Origin of the sequence: Paenibacillus sp. 7516, from assembly GCF_002272715.1 — a bacterium.
Classification (GTDB): Bacteria; Bacillota; Bacilli; order Paenibacillales; family Paenibacillaceae; genus Paenibacillus; species Paenibacillus illinoisensis_A.
Genome location: NZ_NPBI01000025.1, coordinates 38,504 through 59,138 on the forward strand (window position 1 = coordinate 38,504; position 20,635 = coordinate 59,138).

Here is a 20,635-nt window from a genome sequence, read left to right on the forward strand (position 1 = left end):
AAACGATAGAAATGGAGTCGAACTAACGTGGATTTACAAGCCGATGCCATAGACCGCGTCATTAAAAACGCCATACAAGTCATGGAAAACAGCAAATATCAAATGTTCGAAATCATGGACTCAACCCGTGAGGAGCTAAAAACTCTGAATGAGGAGTTGAAGTCGGTTCTGAAGGAGACGGCGGAAACGATCGAGAAAGTAGATCAATTGGAGCTCAACTACCGCCGCTCCCGGATCCGTCTGACTGAGGTTAGCCGTGACTTCGTCCGTTATTCCGAGCATGATATCAAGCAGGCGTATGAGAAAGCGACGCAGTTGCAGCTGGACCTGATGATTTATCGTGAGAAGGAAATGTATCTGAAGGCCCGTCGGGATGATCTGCAGAAGCGTGCCAAAAATGTGGAGGCTTCTGTGGAGCGTGCCGAAACGATTGGTTCGCAAATGGGGGTCGTACTGGAGTACTTGTCGGGTGAGCTGGGTCAAGTGACCCGGATCATTGAGTCCGCCAAGAATCGACAAATGATTGGTTTGAAAATAATTTTGGCCCAGGAAGAAGAGCGGAAGCGTATTGCACGTGAGATACATGACGGGCCTGCGCAGATGCTCGCCAATCTAGTACTTAGGACGGAAATTGTAGAAAGAATGCTCATTAAGCAGGATTTTAAGATGGTCCAGGCCGAAATAATAGATTTGAAAGGCCAGGTTCGTTCCAGTCTTGAAGAAATGAGAAAAGTAATATTCAATTTGCGTCCTATGGCACTGGATGACTTGGGATTGATTCCAACGCTTCGGAAATACGTGCAGGATTTTGAAGTAAAAACAAAAATCCGCTCGATTTTTGAAACAAGAGGCAAGGAACACCGCTTGTCTTCTGCAATGGAGGCTGCAATCTACCGTCTCGTGCAGGAGGGTCTGTCCAATGCTGCAAAGCATGCTTATCCCACTCATGTTGTAGTGGAAATTACATACCAGGCTCAGCTCGTTAAAATTGTCGTTCAGGACAATGGGCTTGGCTTCAAACCGGAGCTTCTTGCGAAGAAAAGCAAGGATCACAACCATTTCGGTCTGATTGGGATGAGAGAACGGGTTGAACTGCTGGAAGGCAGAATAGAGATTGAATCCGCAGAAAATCAAGGAACCAAAATCGTGATTCATATCCCGACAAACGTGGATAAGGGAAAGGAGTAGCAGGATGGAAAACCGTGATACTGGTAATACATCAATTAAAGTTCTTTTGGCTGACGATCATCAGCTGTTCCGTGAAGGGCTAAAACGCATTTTGAATATGGAGGACGATATTGAGGTCATCGGCGAATGTGGCGATGGGATTCAGGTGCTTGAATTCTGCAACCAGGAGAAGCCGGATATCGTTCTGATGGATATCAACATGCCTGTGGAGAACGGGGTTGAAGCGACGGAGAAACTGCGTGAGCTGTTCCCGGACGTTAAAGTCATTATTCTCTCCATTCATGATGATGAAAGTTATGTATTTGAGACTTTGCGTAAAGGTGCCAACGGATACTTGCTGAAGGATATGGAGGCTGAATCCCTAATCAATGCGATTCGTTCCGTTCATGAGGGGCATGCGTTCATTCACCCTAAAGTAACAGGCAAACTGATCATGCAGCTGCGTCGTATGACGTATCTTAATGAAACAGGTGCGATGAGCGAAGGTGCTTCAAAAGAAGCTGGGGTTAAATTTGTCGCTGGCGATAACAACCCGCTCACTCGTCGTGAAGCAGAAGTGCTTCGTCTGATGGCTGAAGGTAAGAGTAACAAAATGATTGGTGAATTCCTGTTCATCAGTGAAAAAACGGTGAAAAACCATGTCAGCAGCATTCTGCAGAAGATGGAAGTGGACGACCGTACACAAGCCGTTATCAACTCCATCAAGTATGGTTGGGTTACGCTCTAATATAAGTATAAGATTTCATTTTTTTAAAATAAGAACGGTACTATAGATCTCTGTTCACTCGCACCCTTCCCGATTGCCCGGATTGGTCTGCGGGTTAATGGACTTTATCACTGCATAAGAACAGAGAGTGAAACCGCAAGGAACAAATGTTCAACCTTGGTATGAATGAGTGGACGAATGACTTGGCCTGTCGTTTCCTTGACGAAATCACTAGAAAGAAATATGGCGCTTGCAATGTGCAGGTGTAACCCTTTCGGGAGTACGGCATATACTGTCGTATACAGGGATGTTCGCCATGGGTGAGCATGACCTTCCGAGGAGGTGCAGTTGCCATGGTTGCTCATTTGACTATGATTCTGCTCATATACTTCCTGGCGGCAGTGGCCGTTCACGCCATGCACCAGCGTCATCTTTCTCGTCCGGAATCCGAGGGTTACGAGCAGATTCTGCTCATTCCTTCTAATCAGGAACAGCGGATCGAAGGCGTTGTAAGAGCACTTTGCCGGGAGCTGTTTTACCGTGGAAAGAGCTTCACATTGACAGTTGTTGCTGATCGTATGGAATCGGAAACGGTTCGGATTATTGAAAAGCTGATGCGCAAGCAGGGGTTGGAGCCTTCATACCTGGCAGCTGTACCACCCGATATGGAACGTCCGAAACCAAATGCAGATCGTGCGTTTCGACTTATTGATCTGCGTGAGCCTGAGCATTAATTTTATTTAACGCCTGAATCGAATTCGTTTCCATAGATCCACATGAAGATTACAGCATAGCTGTAATCTTTTTTTGTTCATTGTAGCCAAGTCTGCTGTTAAATTAAAAATGGGTTTTTATGCAATCTATGGTTATTGTTTGGATGTGGAGCTGCTGTGTTTGATGTAAGAAGCAATTTGAAAACCGTACATCTTAACTTAAAAGTATAGACGGTACCGATTGGAAAAAGTTTCGCACTTTATGAGATTGATTTGGGGTATTCGTTAAATTGGTAAAATGGGCCTAAAACAAGAATTTTAAATTCCTAAAGCTTGTCCTGCAATGAATCAATTGATATAGTAAAAAGATAATAAGATAAGACATTGGATGAAATCAGGACATGAAGCACATGCTCCGGCAGATAGCCGGGTAAGCGTGTGCTTTTTTTGCGTTTCTAGCAATTATTAAGTTTGGGGGAGGGGATTTGATGAGAGTTGCGCTCTATGTATGCCGAGTCAGGGATAGGTGGAACATGCTATTGTCCTTGGATCTGCGGGTGGATGTCACTTGGTGGTTGGAAGGTGCGAGTGGTCAGCAGGTGCTTAGCTGGTTGTTGTTGGATGAAGCGTTGCCGCTAAGTCAGGCGTCATGGCTGGTTGAACATTTTGAGCCGGAGCGTGTAATGGATCAGTGGAATGAGGGACATTGGCTGGCATATATGCGCCGTAAAGTGGACGAGTATGAGAAGCTGTCAGGGGAACAGGCAGCTAGAAAAGAAAGTGCAGGTTTAACGGGAAAAGCGGTGATGATTACCGCTGAACGTATCGCTGGGACAAGTGGGATGGCTGCTGCCTCAAGTGGAGCTGGGGCGGGCGGGATGCCAGCAGCTTATCCCGCTGATCAGTGGGATAAGCTGGAGCAGGGTGCAGCTCTGCTGGCTGAGCGGCTTTGCGGCCGCCAATTGCTGGCGGCCGAGGCGGAGGCGCTGCTGGCGGACACCGTCCCGCAGCTGGCCTCCTGGCGCGCGGCTGTGCAGCTCGCGCGCTTGCATGGGCGGCTGCGCATCACAGCCGCCCTGGAACTGCCCACGCGCCGCCGGCCCGCGTGGCTCAGCGCGCAAGGCGCGCCCCGCTGCCGCCGGTGCGGCAGCGTTGCCAGGCAGCGCGTGCCCTGCGCTGCCTGCGGCCTGGCGGCGTGCGCCTACTGCGAGGCCTGCCTCGCATTGGGGCGCAGCCGTGCCTGTGCGCTGCTTCTGCGCAGCGCAGCGCCTGCGGCCGTGCGGGGCACGGCCGCTCTTGCCACCGGCGGCGTGCTCGCCCGGTGGGGGCTTAGCGCAGCGCAGAGCGCGGCAGCTTCTGCGGCGCTGGCGTATTTGGCCCGGCCCACCTCCGCTGAGGATGGGCCGGGGCGGTTCTTGCTGTGGGCCGTGACCGGGGCCGGCAAGACCGAGATGATCTTTCCGCTGCTCCAGCATACGCTGGACCGCGGAGGGAGAGCGCTTGTAGCAACGCCGCGCAGAGACGTGGTGTTGGAGCTGGCGCCACGTCTGGCCAAAGCCTTTCCTGACGTTACGCTGGCGACCTTATACGGAGGCAGTACCGAGCGGTGGAAAGACGCACAACTCACCCTCGCGACCACACATCAACTGATGCGTTTTTACCAAGGGTTCGATCTGGTCATCATTGATGAGCTTGACGCCTTTCCCTATCACAATGATCCCATGCTCGCTCATGCCGCGGTCGCTTCCTGCAAACCAGATGGGAATTTCATATATCTCTCGGCTACCCCGCCAGCCCGGCTGCAAAAAGAAGTATCACAGCGGAAACTCGCTCATGCGCGGGTACCGGTACGCTTTCACCGCTATCCTCTGCCCGTTCCGCATTTGATCAAGATACCGACTGTTGCTGAATGTATCAAAAAGAGAAGTCTTCCCACTGCCCTGAAGAATAGTATCCAAACCTCTTTGCAGCGTGATGCTCAGGTATTTGTGTTTGTAACACGTATTGCCCAGATTGAGGCCTTTGTTAACCTGATGCGGCGCCTATTTCCTCAAATCCATATCCAAGGGACATCTTCCCAAGATGCGGACCGGGCAAGTAAAGTTATGGCATTCCGCGAACGAGACATCCGTCTTTTGGTGACGACCACCATTCTGGAGCGGGGAGTGACCATTCCGCGCAGCGATGTCTTTATTTTGGATGCAGATAATGGGCTCTTCGACGAGGCCTCATTGGTACAGATGGCGGGCAGAGCAGGGCGTTCCATGGATGATCCGGCAGGCAGAGTCGTCTTTGCATCCTCCCGGCGCACACGTTCCCAGGTCAAGGCGGTAGCACAGATCCGGAAAATGAACACCATTGCACATCGCAAGGGTTACCTACACCAGCAGACCCAACGATAAATCCGCTCCATTTAAGGAGGTACTGGCATCATGTTCAATCGACTTAACGATATAACCGACTTTGTTCACCAGCTGACCCATCGCCTACATAACCTGTTTGCCCCGCCTGGGGCAACCTGCCTGACCTGTGGCACCCGTGCCATACTAACTCCAACCTACCCGGGGATTTGTGCACGCTGTGCTCAGCAGATCCCATGGATTCGCTCCATCCGCTGTCTGCGTTGTGGCCGGGCCATCGGTTGTCCAGACTGCATCCGTCCACATATGGCCAATCGTTCGTTTATCTGCAACCGCAGTGCCGTTCAATACAATGCTCTTATGAAAGAATGGATCGGCATGTACAAATTCAGGGGCCACGAGCGCTACGCACCGCTGTTAACGTCACTTCTCATTCAAGCCTTTCAAGCCATGAGTGAAGAACTGAGTTTGGTTGCCGTAAAAGAAACCCAGGCTTCTGTGGCTTATTCCGCCACCTCTGCTTCACCTCCGGTGGATGCCAGCTCGCATCCACCTAGCCCGCGCGCGTCAACTTACGCGCGCGTTCAACCGCCTGGCGCGCACGCATCAGCAGCCGTGCGTGCTAACCCTCAAGCAGCGACACGTCAACCGAAGTCGCTGCTCCCAAGCCCCAAGCCGCGATGGCAGCCTGACGTGGTGACTTACGTCCCCGTCAGCAGCGAGCGCCTTGCTGAGCGCGGCTTCAACCAGGCCGAGCGGCTCGCTTCCGGACTCGCCGCAGCCTGCCGTCTACCCGTAGTTGATCTGCTGCAGCGCAGGATCAACACGATCAAGCAGAGCTTCAAGACACGTGGCGAACGGATTGAGACGATGAAGGAAGCCTTTTCAATAAGCCCCGGTGTAATGGATACTTTAAGGGACCTCTACATAGGCAAAGCAGAAACTATTTCAGCTAGAGAGCACTCTTGTCCACTTCAATTGCTATTAATTGATGATATTTACACAACGGGCAGCACCTTGGACGCGTGTGGTAGGGTTATTTTAAATGCAGCTGTCATAGATGACATTCCGGTAGAGATCTATACATTATCATTGGCGCGATCATAGCAATATTTAAGATTACAGGAGAGTTTGAATTTTAGAGATGTAATAGATTATCATGAGATATAAGAAAAAAATCTTTTTCACAATGAGGAAAGTATAGAAATTATTCAACTATAGCCGTAAAATATCATCTGAAAATTTGCGTATGTACGCATTCTTGGTCCTCTTGGTGCGCAAATAGACTATGGACTAGATGTGAGAAAATAAGGTAATGTATAGGTATTATCCATCGGAATGAGGAAGTTTGAGAGGGGCGTTTAAGCGATGAATCTGGGTAATTGTCCTCGCTGTGGCAGGTTATATGCATTGAACTTTCGGGATGTATGCTCGAATTGCATTAAGGAAATAGAACAGGAATATCAGACTTGCGTAGATTATTTACGGGAGAATAAAGGCACTAACATACAGGAACTATCTGATGCAACGGAGATTTCCATTAAGCAGATCACCAAGTTCATCCGGGAGGGACGGATTTCCATCGAAAACGCCCCGAATATGATGTATCCTTGTGAGGTATGCGGTACGCTAATCCGTGAAGGGCATATGTGTGACTCATGCCGTAATCGTTTAACGAAAGACTTGGCTGGGGCAGCACGTGAGGTAGGTCAGAAGGATAATGGCAATATAGGCGGACGAGCCTACAATGCTGTCGACAAACTGCGGGATTCATAGGAACGAGGGCTTAAATGCAGTTCCTGCTATAACAAATGTTTTAGAACGTACCGATAAACTTATTAAAGATTATCGGTTTTTTTTATTATCCGAATTGTTCGCAATGATAAAGATAATGTAAAAATCCTAAGGTGAAGGAAGTGTATTTCGTATGAAAATCAATGAACCGAATAGAATTGGTGCTATTAATTCCTATCAAAGGAACATTGAATCCAATCAGCAGGCTGACGCTAAGAAAAGCCGCCGTAAGGACGAAGTATCCATTTCTCCGGAGGCGATGAAGATGCTTGAAGATCAAAGTCGTACACAGGATGCAGCACGTACGCAGCGCATTCAGGAATTGAAGGAACAGGTAAATTCGGGAACGTATCAAGTAGACAGCCAGAAGCTCGCTGAGAAGCTCGCTCCATACTTTAAGAACTTCCCTAATCAATAGGAGGACACATGGCAATTGAATCAATAATCGATGTACTTGAACAGCTGCAAGCCGCACATGAGGATATGCTGGTATTGGGAGAACAAAAGAAGGAAGCGGTTGTGGCCAACAAAGTCGAGACACTGATTGCTCTAATCAATCAAGAATCCAAATTGGCTAAAAGAATTGAATTGATTGAGCAGCAGAGACTTCAGGCGGTCCATCAGTTCCTGGAGGAACGTGGCATCAAGTCGAAACTGAATCTAACGATTAGTGAGCTAATGAGACTCGTTTTTGATGCGGCTGAGAAGAAGAAGCTTCTCCAGGCTCAAACCTCATTAACGGATGTGCTGCAAAAGGTGAAGTTTCTGAATGAAGCCAACCAACAGCTGATCAAACAGTCACTATCGTACATCGACTTCTTTATTGAGACAATGTCATTTCATTCTGAATCAGAGGCCACTTATCAGAATCCTTCAGAGAAGCCTTACGGTATGGCTCGCTCCGGACTCTTTGATACTCGGGCTTAATAATGGGGGAAAAACAACATGGCTTCAACATTCCATTCAATTGAAACGGCCAAACGCAGTTTAATTACGCAAACCGCCGCTTTGAACACCACAGGACATAACGTTGCCAATGCAAATACACCGGGTTATTCACGTCAAGTCGTCAACATGACTGCGGCAGATCCGATTGATGCTGTGGCCTTTTATCGCACGACATCTCCAGGTCAGCTTGGAACAGGGGTTGAGTTTAACTCCATTATGCGTGTGCGTGAATCTTTTCTGGATGGCCAATTCCGTAATGAGAATACATCACTTGGGGGCTGGACTGTTCGGAACAGTACACTGGAGAAGCTCGAAACAATCATGAATGAGCCTTCGGATACAGGGATCCGTACAGTTCTGAATAACTTTTGGAACTCCTGGTCCGATCTGAGCCAAGACCCACAGGATGTTACCAACCGCAAGATCGTGAAGGAAACAACGTTAGCGCTAACAGATGGTTTGAATCAGATTAGTCTCCAATTGGACGCGTTGACTAACGATCTGACCAACAACGTTTCTTTAAAAACAACCGAAATTAACTCATATCTGCAGTCCATCGCGGACCTGAATAACAACATTGTAAAAGTGGAGCAGCTTGGGGACAATGCCAATGACTTGCGTGACCAACGCGATTATGCAGTAGACCAGCTCTCCAAGATTGCTGGCGTTCAGATAACAGAACTGGATAGCGGCTACCAGGTGACGATTGCAGGCCAAGTCGCAGTTACCGGAGCAGCAGTTGTTCCCGTAACGGCTGATATTCTGGAGAATGCCTATCAAGCGGGGACGCTAACGGGTGGCGAAGTCTACGGAATGATCCATTCCCGTGATCAATATGTAGCAGACTATCGCAACCAAATTAATCAACTGGCGAACACACTCGCAACCGGAGATATTGAAATTACCATTCCTGCTGGATCCGTATTGCCTAGCGGCACGGTGTTCAACAATGTCACCTATTCCGATGCCAATAACAATAGAACGTTAACATCAGATTTGAAAGTGACAGTTCAAGGGATTAATGGGCTGCACAAACTGGGTTATACGCTTAGTGGGAATACGCCAACAGCAGGTGGAGACTTCTTTACAACCAAAGACGGTTCAGGAACAATTACGGCTGGGAATATTACATTAAGTACAGATATTCAGAATGATCCGAATAACATTGCAACTTCGATGCGTACGACCGGAACAGGTACAGGTGAGAGTGTTGTTCTCGGGAATAACAGCTTGGCGTTGGCACTGGCCGGTCTAAAAGATGCCAAATTCGATTTTGGCACAGCAGTGTCCAAACCGACCACAGTAGATGACTTTTTTGGCGCGATTGTAGGACAACTTGGTGTGCAGACCCAAGAAGCCAACCGTCAGGCACAAAATGCTCAACTTCTCACGGAGCAGGTCGACTTGAATCGTCAATCGGTAAGCGGCGTATCTCTCGATGAAGAGATGAGTAACCTGATCAAATTCCAGCACGCGTATAGTGCAGCCGCCCGTTTCATGACTGCCTATGACGAACTGCTAAATAAACTCATTAACAGCACCGGTGTAGTCGGGCGCTAAGACATAGAGAGGAGTAACCAATAATGGCTATTCGCGTAACCTCAGGCATGATGAGCACTCAGATGCTCAGTAACCTGAACCGCAACCTGAACCGAATGGATAACATGTCCAACCAGATTTCTACTGGGCGCAAAATCAATAAACCATCCGATGATCCCGTTGGTGTGACTTACGCGCTTCGTTACCGTGCAGAGCTCGCGGCTAATGAGCAGTACCAGACTAATACTGACGCTGCAGTCAGTTGGTTGGATACAACTGACTCTAACATGCAGCAGGCATTAGACGTTATAAAGCGTCTTAAGGAGTTAGCAATTCAAGGTTCAAATGGAACGTTATCTGGTTCCGATCTAGAAGCTGTAAATCTTGAAGTAGATGAATTAAAGAATCACTTGGTTGACATTGGAAATACACAAATTCGTGGGAAGTACATTTTTAATGGAGAAACTTATGATCAAATGCCTTACCAACTTTCGGGCGGTGTAACAGAATTCGCAGATGTGGAGACAGATAATGGAGGAGTAATCTACTCTATAAGTCAGCAAGTGACATTTCAGATTAATACATCGGGAAACGAATTCTTTGGTTCAAAAACAGAAACAGATAATATCTTTAGAATCATAGATAATCTTTCTGCTGCTCTGAATAGTGAAGATCAGGATGCTGTTAGTCAGCAGTTAGAGAACATTGAATCAAGATCGAATAAAATGCAAGCTGCCCTTTCTGAAGTAGGGGCTCGTTCAAATCGAATCGAATTAGTTCAAAACCGACTACTTGATCAAAATTTAAACTTTACTACACTGCAATCCAAGACGGAGGATGCAGATGTTGCGAGTCTAATGATTCAAGCTACATCTGCGCAAACCATTTACGAAGCTTCATTGAAGTCTTCTGCTCAAATTATGCAGCCTTCTCTGATGGATTTCATGAGATAATTACAATTAGATAAATACTTTAGTAAGCTATGGATATAGATGCTCCATAGCTTTTTTATTCCAAACTAATTTTGACTAATTTGTGTGAAGAGGTGGATGAAATGAAAGAGAAAGAAATTATAGATATGTTTACTTTTAACAAAGGATTACCGGGTTTCGAAGATTTAAGAAGCTTTACGTTGCAACAGCATGATGAAATTTTCAGTTTGTTAAGCTCGGTAGACAATGCTGCAGTGACATTCGTGACTGTTAATCCATTTGATTTTCATAAAGGATATGAGTTTGAGCTTTCTCCTGAACATTTGGAGGAGCTTTATATTACCGAACCTGAGCAAGTAATAGTAAGGTGTATTGCTACACTGCATGAAGACCTACAAAAGGCAACATGTAATCTACTTGCGCCTGTTGTATTCAATCATCAGAAAAAAATAGGAAAACAAATCGTATTGCATAATACTGAATACCAAACAAAGCACTTTTTATGGGAGAATGGAGAATCTTTAAACAAGGATGGTGACCTTTGATGCTTGTATTAACCCGAAAAAAAGGCGAATCGATTGTCATAGCTGACAATATTGTTTTGACTGTACTTGCGATAGATGGTGATAACGTTAAGATTGGGATTGAGGCACCGCGTGAGATCGATATCTATCGCAAAGAGGTTATAGAGGCTATTCAGCAAAACAATAAACATGCTGCCATGGATATGGAAGGATTAAAAAATATCATACATCAGTTAAGTAAGCATGATGATTGAACTGAAGTTTAAAGATTATTTTCATTGATCTAAAAGATTTTTTGAAAAAATATAAGATTGCTATAAACAAACTGCAAATGTGGGTCGATATATATATTAAGGCGGTAATTCTTCAGGGCGGCCGACCTGTGAAGACGCTAATACCACATGGATGTGGGCATATAACCATTTCAGGGAGGAAATAAACAATGATTATCAATCACAATATTTCTGCTGTTAACACACACCGTAACATGGGTCTGAACCAAACAGCATCTAGCAAAAACATGGAGAAATTGTCTTCCGGTCTGCGTATTAACCGTGCGGCTGACGATGCAGCTGGTCTGGCAATTTCCGAAAAAATGCGCGGTCAAATTCGTGGTCTGGAGCAAGCACAACGTAACGTCCAAGACGGGATTTCCTTCGCTCAAACTGCTGAAGGCGCAATGAACGAAGTAAGCTCCATGCTGACTCGTATGAAAGAACTGAACGTACAAAAAGCGAACGGTACTTACACTTCGAGCGATACTGCTAATATCGACTCCGAGCTGGGTCAATTGCAATCGCAAATTCAAGCAATCATGACAAACACTACCTTCAACGGTATCAAAATCACAAAAACTGCAGCTTCGTCAAACATCAAAATTCAAGCAGATGATTCTAAATTCCAAATTACTATTACAAAAATTAAGACTACAGGCATCACTGATGTTGCAGCTAAAGGTAGCAGTGCTACTACAATTGCTTCTCAGGCTGCAGTTGGTTTGAGTAGTGTCAATGCAGCGATTAAAACGGTTGCTACGCAACGTGGTAACTTGGGTGCGCTTCAAAACCGTTTGGAATATACTTCCAACAACTTGGGCACAACTGTTGAAAACCTGACAGCTTCCGAGTCTCGTATTCGTGATACTGATATGGCGAAAGAAATGGTTGCTTTGTCCAAAAACAACATCCTCTTGCAAGCTTCGCAATCGATGTTGTCACAAGCAAACCAAGCGCCACAAGGCGTACTTTCCTTGTTGCGTTAATTATTGGTTTCTACGACCAATTTTTGATCTTTTTGGAGTCCTGCACATGCAGGGCTCTTATTTTTTTCTGAATACATAAATTAATGACAAAGTATTGCCGATATATAGTAGTGAATGGAAGACATTACGGAAAGTACGGGAGGGAAAAGGATGAGTACAAACGCAACCCAAGGTTCTTTGGGCATGACTGCGAATATGGCAACTTCATCTTCTTATGTGAAAACGACCCGCGATTTGTCTGAAGGAAGCAAACAGTCACCGAATGTTAATTCCAGTATCATTGCCGCTGGAGCATCAATTCCGCAGATTGCACAGGATCGGGAACAAATTATGAAAGATTTGGAACGTGCGATTCGTGCCATTCAAGGACCGCAGAAGACATTGGAAATTTCCGTACACGACGCTACACATACTATAATGATTAAAGTGAAAAATCAGGAGACTGGTGATGTGATTCGTGAAATTCCATCGGAAAAAATACTGGACGTGTTGTCCAGTATGATGGAGCATGCAGGAATTGTTATTGACAAAAAAGTATAGGGGGAAGGACGAATGGTAACACGTGTAACGGGACTTGCTTCAGGTATGGATATAGACACTCTGGTTAAGAAGTTAATGACATCTGCAAGTGCACCGCTTGACAGAATGAATCAGAAGAAGCAACTGTTAGAGTGGAAACGAGAGAATTATCGTGAACTAAGCACTAAGCTAGTTACGTTCACACAAGATAAAATCAAAGACTCGTTAAGTAAGGCATCAACTTTAAACACACAAAAAGCAACAGTAACTGGAAATAATACAGCTGTAACCGCTACAGCATCTTCAAGTGCTTCGGGAACAATGACTGTAGATGTTAAAAACCTTGCAACTTCGGCAAATGTTGTGTCGGACACAGGTCTCGGTTTAAGTGCAAGCACTTCACTGGCTACGTTGATTACAGTGGGTTCAACCATTGAGGTGGGCGGAGACTCCACAATTACGGTTGAGGCAGGAGACACGATCGAATCTTTGGTCAAAAAGATTAATAATAGTAAGACAGCTGGTGTTACGGCTATTTATGATGCCACCAACGGTTTGTCTTTGACAGCTCGTGCTACAGGGAAAAGTGCAGCAGGAGTAGATAGCGGAGGTAACTTAAAGGTTAGTGATAACTTGAAAGCCGCATTTAACTTAGGAGACGGTACGGCGGCAGAAAATGCTGTTGTAGAAGTTAATGGGTTAAAAATGGAACAAACATCGAACACCTTTGACATCAATGGTGTATCACTTACATTGAATGCTGAGAGTGCTGGCTCAGTTTCGACAATTGCAATTACCAAGGATACAGATGCCATCGTTTCAGCAGTGCAATCTTTTGTAGATTCATATAATGAACTTCTAGGTTTGATGAACAATAAGTTAAGCGAAGAGCGGTATTCCAAGTACACACCTTTAACAACAGCTCAGAAAGCTGAAATGGAAGAATCGGATATTACAGCCTGGACAGAGAAAGCCAAAAGCGGCATGTTGAAGAATGATAGTATCCTCCAGGAGACGGTTTCGAATATGCGAATGGCTATGGTTCAAGGTGTAACTCTTGCGGACGGAAGCAAGGTAAGTATGACAGACTTAGGCATTACTACGGGGGATTATACAAGCAAAGGAAAGTTGGTTCTTGACACAGATAAATTAAAAGAAGCATTAGATAAAGATCCTGATATCATAACTAATTTCTTCTCGACTAATTATTCGAATTCATTTTCTAACAATAAATTCATTGAAACTGATGGTATCCTAGCTAAACTCCAGAAAATTACAACCAATACGTTGACTTCACTGAATAAAACGGCAGGTACTTCATTGTCGAGTAAGGAGCTGACGGCTTCGTTTATAGTCAATAGTTCGATGGGTGAACAGTTGACTTCGTTGGATCGCCAGATTTCCGAATTCACTTCAAAATTGAATAGAATGGAAACAAGTTATTATAGTAAATTCACAGCCATGGAAACTGCTATAAATCGATATAATACTACAGCATCTAGCTTATTTAGTTCTTGATGTTTAAAGGAGGATGAGTAATTTGATTAGTTCCCCTTATCAGAAGTATCAGCAAACTCAAGCCCAGACCGCTTCGAAATCCAAGTTGTTAATCATGCTCTATGATGGTGCAATTCGTTTTACAAAGGCAGGGATTGAAGGAATTAACTCGAAAAATATAGAAATGGCTAACAATAACCTTTGTAAAGCTCAGGCCATCGTTAATGAGCTTATCTCTTCTTTAAATTTTGATTATGCTATATCAAATGATCTAGTACGTATCTATGAATACCTGCTTAATCTTCTACTTCAATCCAATATTAAAAAGGATGCTGCACCCGCTATTGAAGTTGTGGAACATCTTTCGGAGCTTCGTGAGGCTTGGGTAGGAGCGAGCAAACTAGCAGGTAGCATTTGATGGGAGAATCCAATATTAAATCTATTCTGGACGAACTGAAGAGTTTAACAGAGGATGCGGCTTTTCGACTTCAGACGATGGACGAAGAAGAGCTGCTTCGTCTGGCAAATCAGCGCCAAACTCTGGTTGATTTGTTTATAACGATGAAGGATCAGGTGACAGAAGATGATCGAGAACAAATAGCATATATTTTGAGCTTTGACCCGGCTATTGTAGAAAGAATGGAATTTCTTAAACAAGAGGCTGGAAAGTGGTTGCAGCGCCAGGGCTCGATTAAACAGCAACGAAATGGGTACCAACAGAATTATGCAGTAGATAGTTGGTTTATTGACCATAGAAAGTGAGATTAAGGCTCTAGAGTTTAAACTCTAGAGTTTTTTCTATTCATTATACATAAATAAGTCCGATATACTAATATAGAGAATAAAGCATAATAGACAGCAAAGTGGTGATGTGTAATGTCATATTTTGATAATAATATGAAGATTATTCGAGAAAAGTTTCCTAACGTTTCACTTATGTTGCAAGAACTCCATGCTAACAAGGAAACCTCTGAATCTTTTAGTATAGAATCGGGAGAATTTGATGCAGCTTGGATAGAAGCTGTAGACGGAGCTATTGGCGATATTAAACTGATTTTCGTATATGGATTTAGTCAGGGTATTGGATTATCTGATATTATCGAGAAGTACCCGGATCGTTTAATTATTGTCTACGAACCGGATGAATCTTCCTTTTTGCATGCAGTCCATCAGTATGATCTTTCTCCTGTTTTGGAGTGGCCTAAAATTATTTGGTTCTCGCTGGGTGAAGATCAATTAAATATGTTGTTCTACAACATCTGTACTTATATGGATGGTGAGTTGGCTTTTGTTGCGTTAAGACAGTATTTAAACGACTCATTTGATAGCTTGAAGGAAGTGAAATCGAAGTTTCTAGAATATCAATTTACATTTGAATCCAATAGATTAACGATGAATTTTTTTGGTGAGGACTGGGTTAGAAACCCTTTAAACCAGTTACATGTTACTGTAAATCAACCTTCCGTTATTGATCTCAACCTTCCTTATCAGGGAGCAACAGCTGTTATTGTTGCATCTGGACCTTCGTTGAATGGTGATATCGAGTGGCTCAAAAAAATGAAGGACCATGCACTTATTATCTCGGCCGGTTCAAATATTCAAGCTTTGCTCAATTATGGATTAACCCCTCATTTAACCACTATACTGGACGGGTCACCCATTAATGAAAAAGTGTTCTCAGTTCCAGGGGCTCTAGAGCCGCCACTATTATTCTCTTTAAGCGCTTATTATGGGATAAGCGACATGAAGAAAGAGAACATGATCTATGCAGTATTTCAAAATGATCTGGTTAGTCGTTATGTGCTTGATTTAGATGCAACGTACCCTTACTTTTATTCTACTCCTACGGTCAGTGGTACTGCTATTCAAGCTGCTATTAGTTTGGGGGCAAAACGGATTGTTTTAATGGGACAAGATTTGTCGTTTCAAAATGGACAGTTTTATGCAAGTGGGGTTAAGCATGCTGACCAAGATGAATTAGAAAGCCAAGTCCAAAATGCTAGATTTAAAGTTAAAAATGTTTTTGGAGAAGAGAATGATACTACTCCCGCATTCAAATTAATGAAAGATAGCTTAGAGAGTGTAATATCGGTTTTCTCAGAAGTTGAGTTCCTAAATGCTACTCGCGGAGGCGCAAGGATCGAAGGTGCCAAATGGATGGATCCCGAAAGAGTTTACGAGCTAATTAAAGAAGAATCCATACCACAAGACGCTATATTGAAGGTAGTACGTGAACTAAGTGAAAAATCTAAGAATACTCAAGCAGAGAAAGTTGGGGCTTTAGAAAACAGGATAACACTTTTGACAGAAGAGCTTTTGATAGTGAAAGGAACGTTATTTGATATCAAAAAGAAAATAGGGAAGATAAGAGAATTTGCACGAACCAAACCTAAAAAGGCATGGGATGCACTTGCAAACATTGAATTAGCATGGAGAGATATTGTAAATCGTCCCTGGTTTGAAGCTGTTTTTTTAACTTTAAATCCGAAGTCTATCCACGATTTTGACCGCTTGCTTCCAAGCGCTTCGTTAGAGCAGGATATTATTAAAAAGGTGGATTTAATTCACGAGCATTTGGGCAGTTTGGTGTCTTTAATGAGTGATGAGATACCAAGAGTTATGGATATGATCGAAGAGTCAATGAATCGGATCAAGAATGAAACAAATAAACTTCCACAGTAAGGAGAGAATTTAGTGTTCCAGAATAAAGTTATACTCGTTACTGGGGGAACAGGTTCGATAGGAAGTGAGATTGTACGCCAACTCCTTCTGTATCAGCCTAAAGCCATCCGTATCTTTAGTCGTGATGAAAGCAAACAATTCTTAATGCAGCATGAGCTAAAGGAATACTCTAATATACGTTATTTAATAGGTGATATTCGTGATAAGCAGCGTCTTAGTTATGCGATGGAGGGGGTAGATTACATCTTTCATGCAGCTGCACTCAAACATGTGCCCGCCTGTGAGTACAATCCGATGGAAGCTGTTAAAACTAATGTTATTGGAGTTCAAAACCTGATTGAAGCCGCTCTCGAAAATAATGTCAAGAAGGTCATTTCCATTAGTACGGATAAAGTGGTAAATCCGACCAACACGATGGGAGCGACAAAGCTTCTATCTGAGCGCTTGGTTTCAGCGGCAAATCTTTATAAGGGAGACAAGGCAACCATATTTTCTTGTGTTCGCTTTGGGAATGTAATGGGTTCACGAGGCTCAGTTATTCCACTATTCCGTGAACAGATTGAACAGGGGCGAACGTTGACGATTACTCATCGTGAAATGACGCGCTTTATGATGTCTATTCCTCAGGCCGCCGAACTTGTACTGAATGCTGCAAAGTATTCAAAGGGCGGCGAAGTCTTTGTGTTAAAGATGCCAATTCTTAAAATTGTCGATTTGGCAGAATGTTTGATCGAATCTTATGAACAAGCGACAGGTATACACTACTTAAATAAAATTGAAGAAGTTGGTATACGTCCGGGTGAAAAGCTCTATGAAGAATTAATGACTTTGGATGAATCGGAACGTGCTGTTGAGAATGAGACGATGTATATTATCCCTACTGTGTTTGATACAGATCGCCCAAACTATGAGGGTTTTACACCGGCTCCATATCGCGAGTATTCCTCGCATACTGCGCCGGTGTTTCGAAAAGAACCATTGCGTCAACTACTGGAGGCCAATAATTTAGCTTTTCATAAAAGAAAGTGAGTAATAGTATGAATCGAGAACGGTCTACCTTAACAACCAATACTTGTTTAGCAGTTATCCCTGCGCGGGGTGGATCTAAGGGGCTGCCGGGGAAAAATATTCGTTTATTAAAAGGTAAACCATTGATTGTGTATACGATTGAAGCAGCGTTGGAGAGTGGTTATGTTACAAATGTGGTTGTTTCGACTGATGATGAAATGATCGCGGACGTTGCACGAGGTGCTGGTGCCGAGGTGCCTTTTCTGCGCCCGGCTGAGCTTGCTACAGATGAAGCGAAAAGCATTGACGTCTTAAAGCATGCAGTTCAATATTTTGAGAATCGTCGGCAGAACTACGAACATATTTTGTTGCTACAGCCAACCTCACCGCTTCGTACAGCCAGAGATATTCAAAAGGCAATGGGGCAATTTCTCCAAAGTGGGGCAGACTCGTTGCAGAGTATCACTCCAGCACAGACTCATCCGTATCTTCTACGTCAGCGGAGTGATACAGGCCAGCTGAATCCATTTCTTCAAGTAGAAGACCACATACGGCGTCAGGAATTGACAGAGCTCTATGAATTAAATGGAGCTCTTTATCTAATGAAACGTGATCTGTTGATGGAGAGTGGTCAAATTGTAGGTCCGTCCAATCAAGGGTATATTATGCCTGTTGAACGTTCTGTTGATATCGATACACTCTGGGATTTTCGTCTGGCGGAATGGATTCTGCAGGAATTTGATGAAAGCGGAAGGGAGTAACCCATGAGCATTACACGGTTATTTGAAACAATAAGTTCAAATCAGAACGGAATGAATTCCGTATATGTTATTGCTGAAGTTGGTGTTAATCATAACGGCTCGCTGCAGCGTGCGTTTGAGTGTATTGACGCAGCAGTTGCGGCAGGCGCAGATGCGGTGAAATTTCAGACTTTTGTAAGCGAAAAACTTGTAACGCGTCAGGCTCAGAAGGCTGATTACCAGACAGCAAATACGGCTTCAACTGAGAGTCAGTTGAAAATGCTTAAAAAGCTGGAGCTTCGTTTTGAAGATTTTGTGAAACTTAGAAGATATTGCGATGAAAAAGGAATCGACTTTCTATCTACGCCTTTTGATGAAGAGAGTGCTGCATTTCTTGATTCGATTGATGTTGAGGCATTCAAAATTGGATCTGGAGATATGAATAACATTCCGTTCCTTCATCAGCTTAATAGTTATCGTCGTCCAATTCTGCTCTCAACGGGAATGGCTGATTTGGAAGAAATAAGGGAATCCCTTGAGGCACTATCGAATTGCCCTGTCGTTTTATTGCACTGCACATCTGATTACCCGGCTCCACTAGAGGATGTGAACCTCTTGGCAATCAGGACATTAAGACAATCTTTTGGAAGAGCGGTAGGATACTCAGATCATACAGAAGGTATAGAAATCTCCATCGCTGCAGCCGCGTTCGGAGCACAAGTGATAGAGAAGCATTTTACACTTGACCGTACACTGCCTGGACCTGATCATAAAGCATCGCTGGAGCCAAAGGAATTAAAAAGTTTGGTAAGCTCGTTGAGAAACTTGCAGAAGGCTTGGGGAGACGGAGTAAAGCGATGTATGCCTTCTGAATCCAATACAAGGAAAATTGCGAGGAAAAGTATTGTAGCGGCACATGCCATTCCGGCCGGTAAAGTTTTGGAAGCAGAAGATCTTACGGTAAAACGTCCAGGCGTAGGACTTGAACCCAAACATTACTATTCATTAATTGGGCGAAAAGTAAATCGTGATATGCAGCAAGAGGAACTTTTTGATTGGGTAGATCTGCAATGAAAAAAGTTATGGTGATTACAGGGACGAGGGCAGACTACGGTATTCTACAACCTGTCATGGAAGCAATTCGTTCAGATAACGATCTAGAGCTGTCCATTCTTGCAACAGGCATGCATCTTTCCCCACAGTACGGAAATACGGTGAAGCAGATTGAAAAAGATGGATTTCAGGTGGATTTCAGGGTAGATTCACTTCTTCATGGGGGGACCCATGGTAACATGGCCCGATCAATTGCTATGGGAATCTTAGGGATGACGCAAGCCTTTGAGCAGAGTAGGCCTGATGTGGTGATGTTACTAGGTGACCGTGGAGAGATGCTTGCGGCTGCGATCGCTGCGACTCACTTGAATATTTTGGTCGCTCATTTGCATGGAGGAGAAGTGTCTGGTACGATCGACGAATCTGTCCGCCACTCAATCAGCAAGCTGGCTCATCTGCATCTTCCGGCTACTCAAGGTAGTGCTGTGCGATTACGGCGTATGGGTGAAGATGAATGGAGAGTACATGTGGTTGGAGCACCTCGGATCGAGACGATTCGTCGAGAGAAATTGCCGGATATAGAGCAAGTGTTGGCTCAATACGAGCTAAAAGACATTTGCAAATATGCACTCTTTATCTATCATCCTGTCACGACAGAAGCAACGGCTGTTGAAGAATTAGAAGAGATGCTTCTTGTTCTTTTACAACACAGTGAACATGTAATCGCAATTAGGCCTAATGCTGATGCAGGTACGGAACAGATTGATTCGATATATGAGAGATTAAGTCAGTATCCAAACTTAACTACAGTCACAAGCTTTGCACCGCTGGACTACTTGACACTTCTTCAACATACACAGGTGTTGGTGGGTAATTCTTCATCAGGAATCATTGAAGCAGCGTCCTTCGGTGTACCGGTGATTAATATAGGAAGCCGACAAGCTGGACGGGAGCGCTCTGCAAATACAGTTGATATTGAAGAAAGTGCAACGGAATTAAGCCAGGCGTTGATACAAATAAGCTCAAAGTTATTTGTCGAGGATCTAGAGAACCTACACAATGTGTACGAGTATCCAGGGACATCAGATCATATTGTACGTTTGTTAAAGGAGACTCCATCTAACAGAGAATGGATTCAAAAGACTATTTCCTACTGAGAAAGAAGGAATAG

Annotated in this window: 24 protein-coding genes; 22 read left to right on the forward strand and 2 right to left on the reverse strand. The window is 44.3% G+C overall.

The genetic code is table 11. The features are described 5' to 3' along the window. Positions 1-27 precede the first annotated feature (27 nt). A complete protein-coding gene (locus CHI14_RS22090) occupies positions 28-1,188 on the forward strand; it encodes a sensor histidine kinase (RefSeq protein ID WP_095291353.1) in 1,161 nt (386 codons plus the stop codon). Between the two features lie 4 nt (positions 1,189-1,192). Further along, complete coding sequence (locus CHI14_RS22095; RefSeq protein WP_095291355.1) at positions 1,193-1,915, forward strand: response regulator transcription factor; 723 nt, start codon at positions 1,193-1,195, stop codon at positions 1,913-1,915. A 107-nt stretch (positions 1,916-2,022) separates the two neighbouring features. Here the strand turns inward: CHI14_RS22095 and CHI14_RS29780 are convergent, their stop codons facing one another. Next, positions 2,023-2,259: a hypothetical protein gene (locus tag CHI14_RS29780; RefSeq protein ID WP_141236722.1), complete on the reverse strand. Its 237-nt coding sequence runs from the start codon at positions 2,257-2,259 to the stop codon at positions 2,023-2,025. Positions 2,260-2,265: 6 nt separating this feature from the next. On the opposite strand from CHI14_RS29780, the gene CHI14_RS22100 reads away from it, so the two are divergent. Both CHI14_RS22100 and CHI14_RS30860 read left to right on the forward strand, forming a co-directional pair. Continuing rightward, positions 2,266-2,628 carry a hypothetical protein gene (locus CHI14_RS22100; protein WP_141236723.1) on the forward strand — a complete coding sequence of 121 codons (363 nt, stop codon included), beginning with the start codon at positions 2,266-2,268 and terminating at the stop codon, positions 2,626-2,628. Positions 2,629-3,095: 467 nt separating this feature from the next. Beyond that, a complete protein-coding gene (locus CHI14_RS30860) occupies positions 3,096-5,009 on the forward strand; it encodes a helicase-related protein (protein WP_095291359.1) in 1,914 nt (637 codons plus the stop codon). A gap of 144 nt (positions 5,010-5,153) precedes the next feature. On the opposite strand, the gene CHI14_RS30195 is transcribed toward CHI14_RS30860, so the two are convergent. Further along, a complete protein-coding gene (locus CHI14_RS30195) occupies positions 5,154-5,366 on the reverse strand; it encodes a hypothetical protein (RefSeq protein ID WP_170948229.1) in 213 nt (70 codons plus the stop codon). Between the two features lie 216 nt (positions 5,367-5,582). Between CHI14_RS30195 and CHI14_RS22110 the strand changes: the two genes are divergently transcribed. The 18 genes from CHI14_RS22110 (at position 5,583) to neuC (ending at position 20,621) form a co-directional block, all read left to right on the forward strand. Then, positions 5,583-6,074: a ComF family protein gene (locus tag CHI14_RS22110; protein ID WP_170948230.1), complete on the forward strand. Its 492-nt coding sequence runs from the start codon at positions 5,583-5,585 to the stop codon at positions 6,072-6,074. Positions 6,075-6,335: 261 nt separating this feature from the next. After that, positions 6,336-6,743 (forward strand): TIGR03826 family flagellar region protein, encoded by a 408-nt coding sequence (locus tag CHI14_RS22115; RefSeq protein ID WP_095291363.1) that lies wholly within the window; start codon positions 6,336-6,338, stop codon positions 6,741-6,743. A gap of 151 nt (positions 6,744-6,894) precedes the next feature. Then, entirely contained in the window at positions 6,895-7,179 is a 285-nt protein-coding gene (flgM, locus tag CHI14_RS22120) for a flagellar biosynthesis anti-sigma factor FlgM (protein WP_076287615.1), read from the forward strand. 8 nt (positions 7,180-7,187) lie between these two features. Next, on the forward strand, positions 7,188-7,688 hold the full coding sequence (locus CHI14_RS22125) for a flagellar protein FlgN (RefSeq protein ID WP_095291365.1): 501 nt from the start codon (positions 7,188-7,190) through the stop codon (positions 7,686-7,688). A gap of 18 nt (positions 7,689-7,706) precedes the next feature. After that, positions 7,707-9,269, forward strand: a complete 1,563-nt coding sequence (gene flgK / locus CHI14_RS22130; RefSeq protein WP_095291367.1) for a flagellar hook-associated protein FlgK — start codon at positions 7,707-7,709, stop codon at positions 9,267-9,269. A 23-nt stretch (positions 9,270-9,292) separates the two neighbouring features. Further along, positions 9,293-10,201 (forward strand): flagellar hook-associated protein FlgL, encoded by a 909-nt coding sequence (gene flgL / locus CHI14_RS22135; protein WP_095291368.1) that lies wholly within the window; start codon positions 9,293-9,295, stop codon positions 10,199-10,201. A gap of 101 nt (positions 10,202-10,302) precedes the next feature. Next, positions 10,303-10,725, forward strand: coding sequence for a flagellar assembly protein FliW (fliW, locus tag CHI14_RS22140; protein WP_095291370.1), 423 nt, complete (start codon positions 10,303-10,305; stop codon positions 10,723-10,725). Continuing rightward, the gene (gene csrA, locus CHI14_RS22145) at positions 10,725-10,958 is read left to right on the forward strand and encodes a carbon storage regulator CsrA (RefSeq protein ID WP_095291372.1); all 234 of its coding nucleotides are present in this window, start codon (positions 10,725-10,727) and stop codon (positions 10,956-10,958) included. The genes fliW and csrA overlap by 1 nt, the downstream gene beginning before the upstream one ends. A gap of 188 nt (positions 10,959-11,146) precedes the next feature. Then, positions 11,147-11,965 (forward strand): flagellin N-terminal helical domain-containing protein, encoded by an 819-nt coding sequence (locus tag CHI14_RS22150; RefSeq protein ID WP_095291374.1) that lies wholly within the window; start codon positions 11,147-11,149, stop codon positions 11,963-11,965. Positions 11,966-12,115: 150 nt separating this feature from the next. Further along, entirely contained in the window at positions 12,116-12,505 is a 390-nt protein-coding gene (locus CHI14_RS22155; RefSeq protein WP_249281206.1) for a flagellar protein FlaG, read from the forward strand. A gap of 12 nt (positions 12,506-12,517) precedes the next feature. Then, the gene (gene fliD, locus CHI14_RS22160; RefSeq protein ID WP_095291376.1) at positions 12,518-14,002 is read left to right on the forward strand and encodes a flagellar filament capping protein FliD; all 1,485 of its coding nucleotides are present in this window, start codon (positions 12,518-12,520) and stop codon (positions 14,000-14,002) included. A gap of 22 nt (positions 14,003-14,024) precedes the next feature. After that, positions 14,025-14,399 (forward strand): flagellar export chaperone FliS, encoded by a 375-nt coding sequence (fliS, locus tag CHI14_RS22165; RefSeq protein WP_095291377.1) that lies wholly within the window; start codon positions 14,025-14,027, stop codon positions 14,397-14,399. After that, the gene (locus CHI14_RS22170; RefSeq protein ID WP_095291379.1) at positions 14,399-14,743 is read left to right on the forward strand and encodes a hypothetical protein; all 345 of its coding nucleotides are present in this window, start codon (positions 14,399-14,401) and stop codon (positions 14,741-14,743) included. The genes fliS and CHI14_RS22170 overlap by 1 nt, the downstream gene beginning before the upstream one ends. A 135-nt stretch (positions 14,744-14,878) precedes the next feature. Continuing rightward, positions 14,879-16,663 carry a motility associated factor glycosyltransferase family protein gene (locus CHI14_RS22175; RefSeq protein WP_170948231.1) on the forward strand — a complete coding sequence of 595 codons (1,785 nt, stop codon included), beginning with the start codon at positions 14,879-14,881 and terminating at the stop codon, positions 16,661-16,663. Positions 16,664-16,675: 12 nt separating this feature from the next. Then, entirely contained in the window at positions 16,676-17,692 is a 1,017-nt protein-coding gene (locus tag CHI14_RS22180) for a UDP-N-acetylglucosamine 4,6-dehydratase family protein (protein ID WP_095291382.1), read from the forward strand. 8 nt (positions 17,693-17,700) lie between these two features. Next, the gene (locus CHI14_RS22185) at positions 17,701-18,432 is read left to right on the forward strand and encodes an acylneuraminate cytidylyltransferase family protein (RefSeq protein ID WP_095291384.1); all 732 of its coding nucleotides are present in this window, start codon (positions 17,701-17,703) and stop codon (positions 18,430-18,432) included. Positions 18,433-18,435: 3 nt separating this feature from the next. Further along, positions 18,436-19,485, forward strand: coding sequence for an N-acetylneuraminate synthase (neuB, locus tag CHI14_RS22190; protein WP_249281207.1), 1,050 nt, complete (start codon positions 18,436-18,438; stop codon positions 19,483-19,485). Further along, a complete protein-coding gene (gene neuC, locus CHI14_RS22195) occupies positions 19,482-20,621 on the forward strand; it encodes a UDP-N-acetylglucosamine 2-epimerase (RefSeq protein ID WP_095291481.1) in 1,140 nt (379 codons plus the stop codon). Before neuB ends, neuC begins: the two co-directional genes overlap by 4 nt. Positions 20,622-20,635 lie beyond the last annotated feature (14 nt).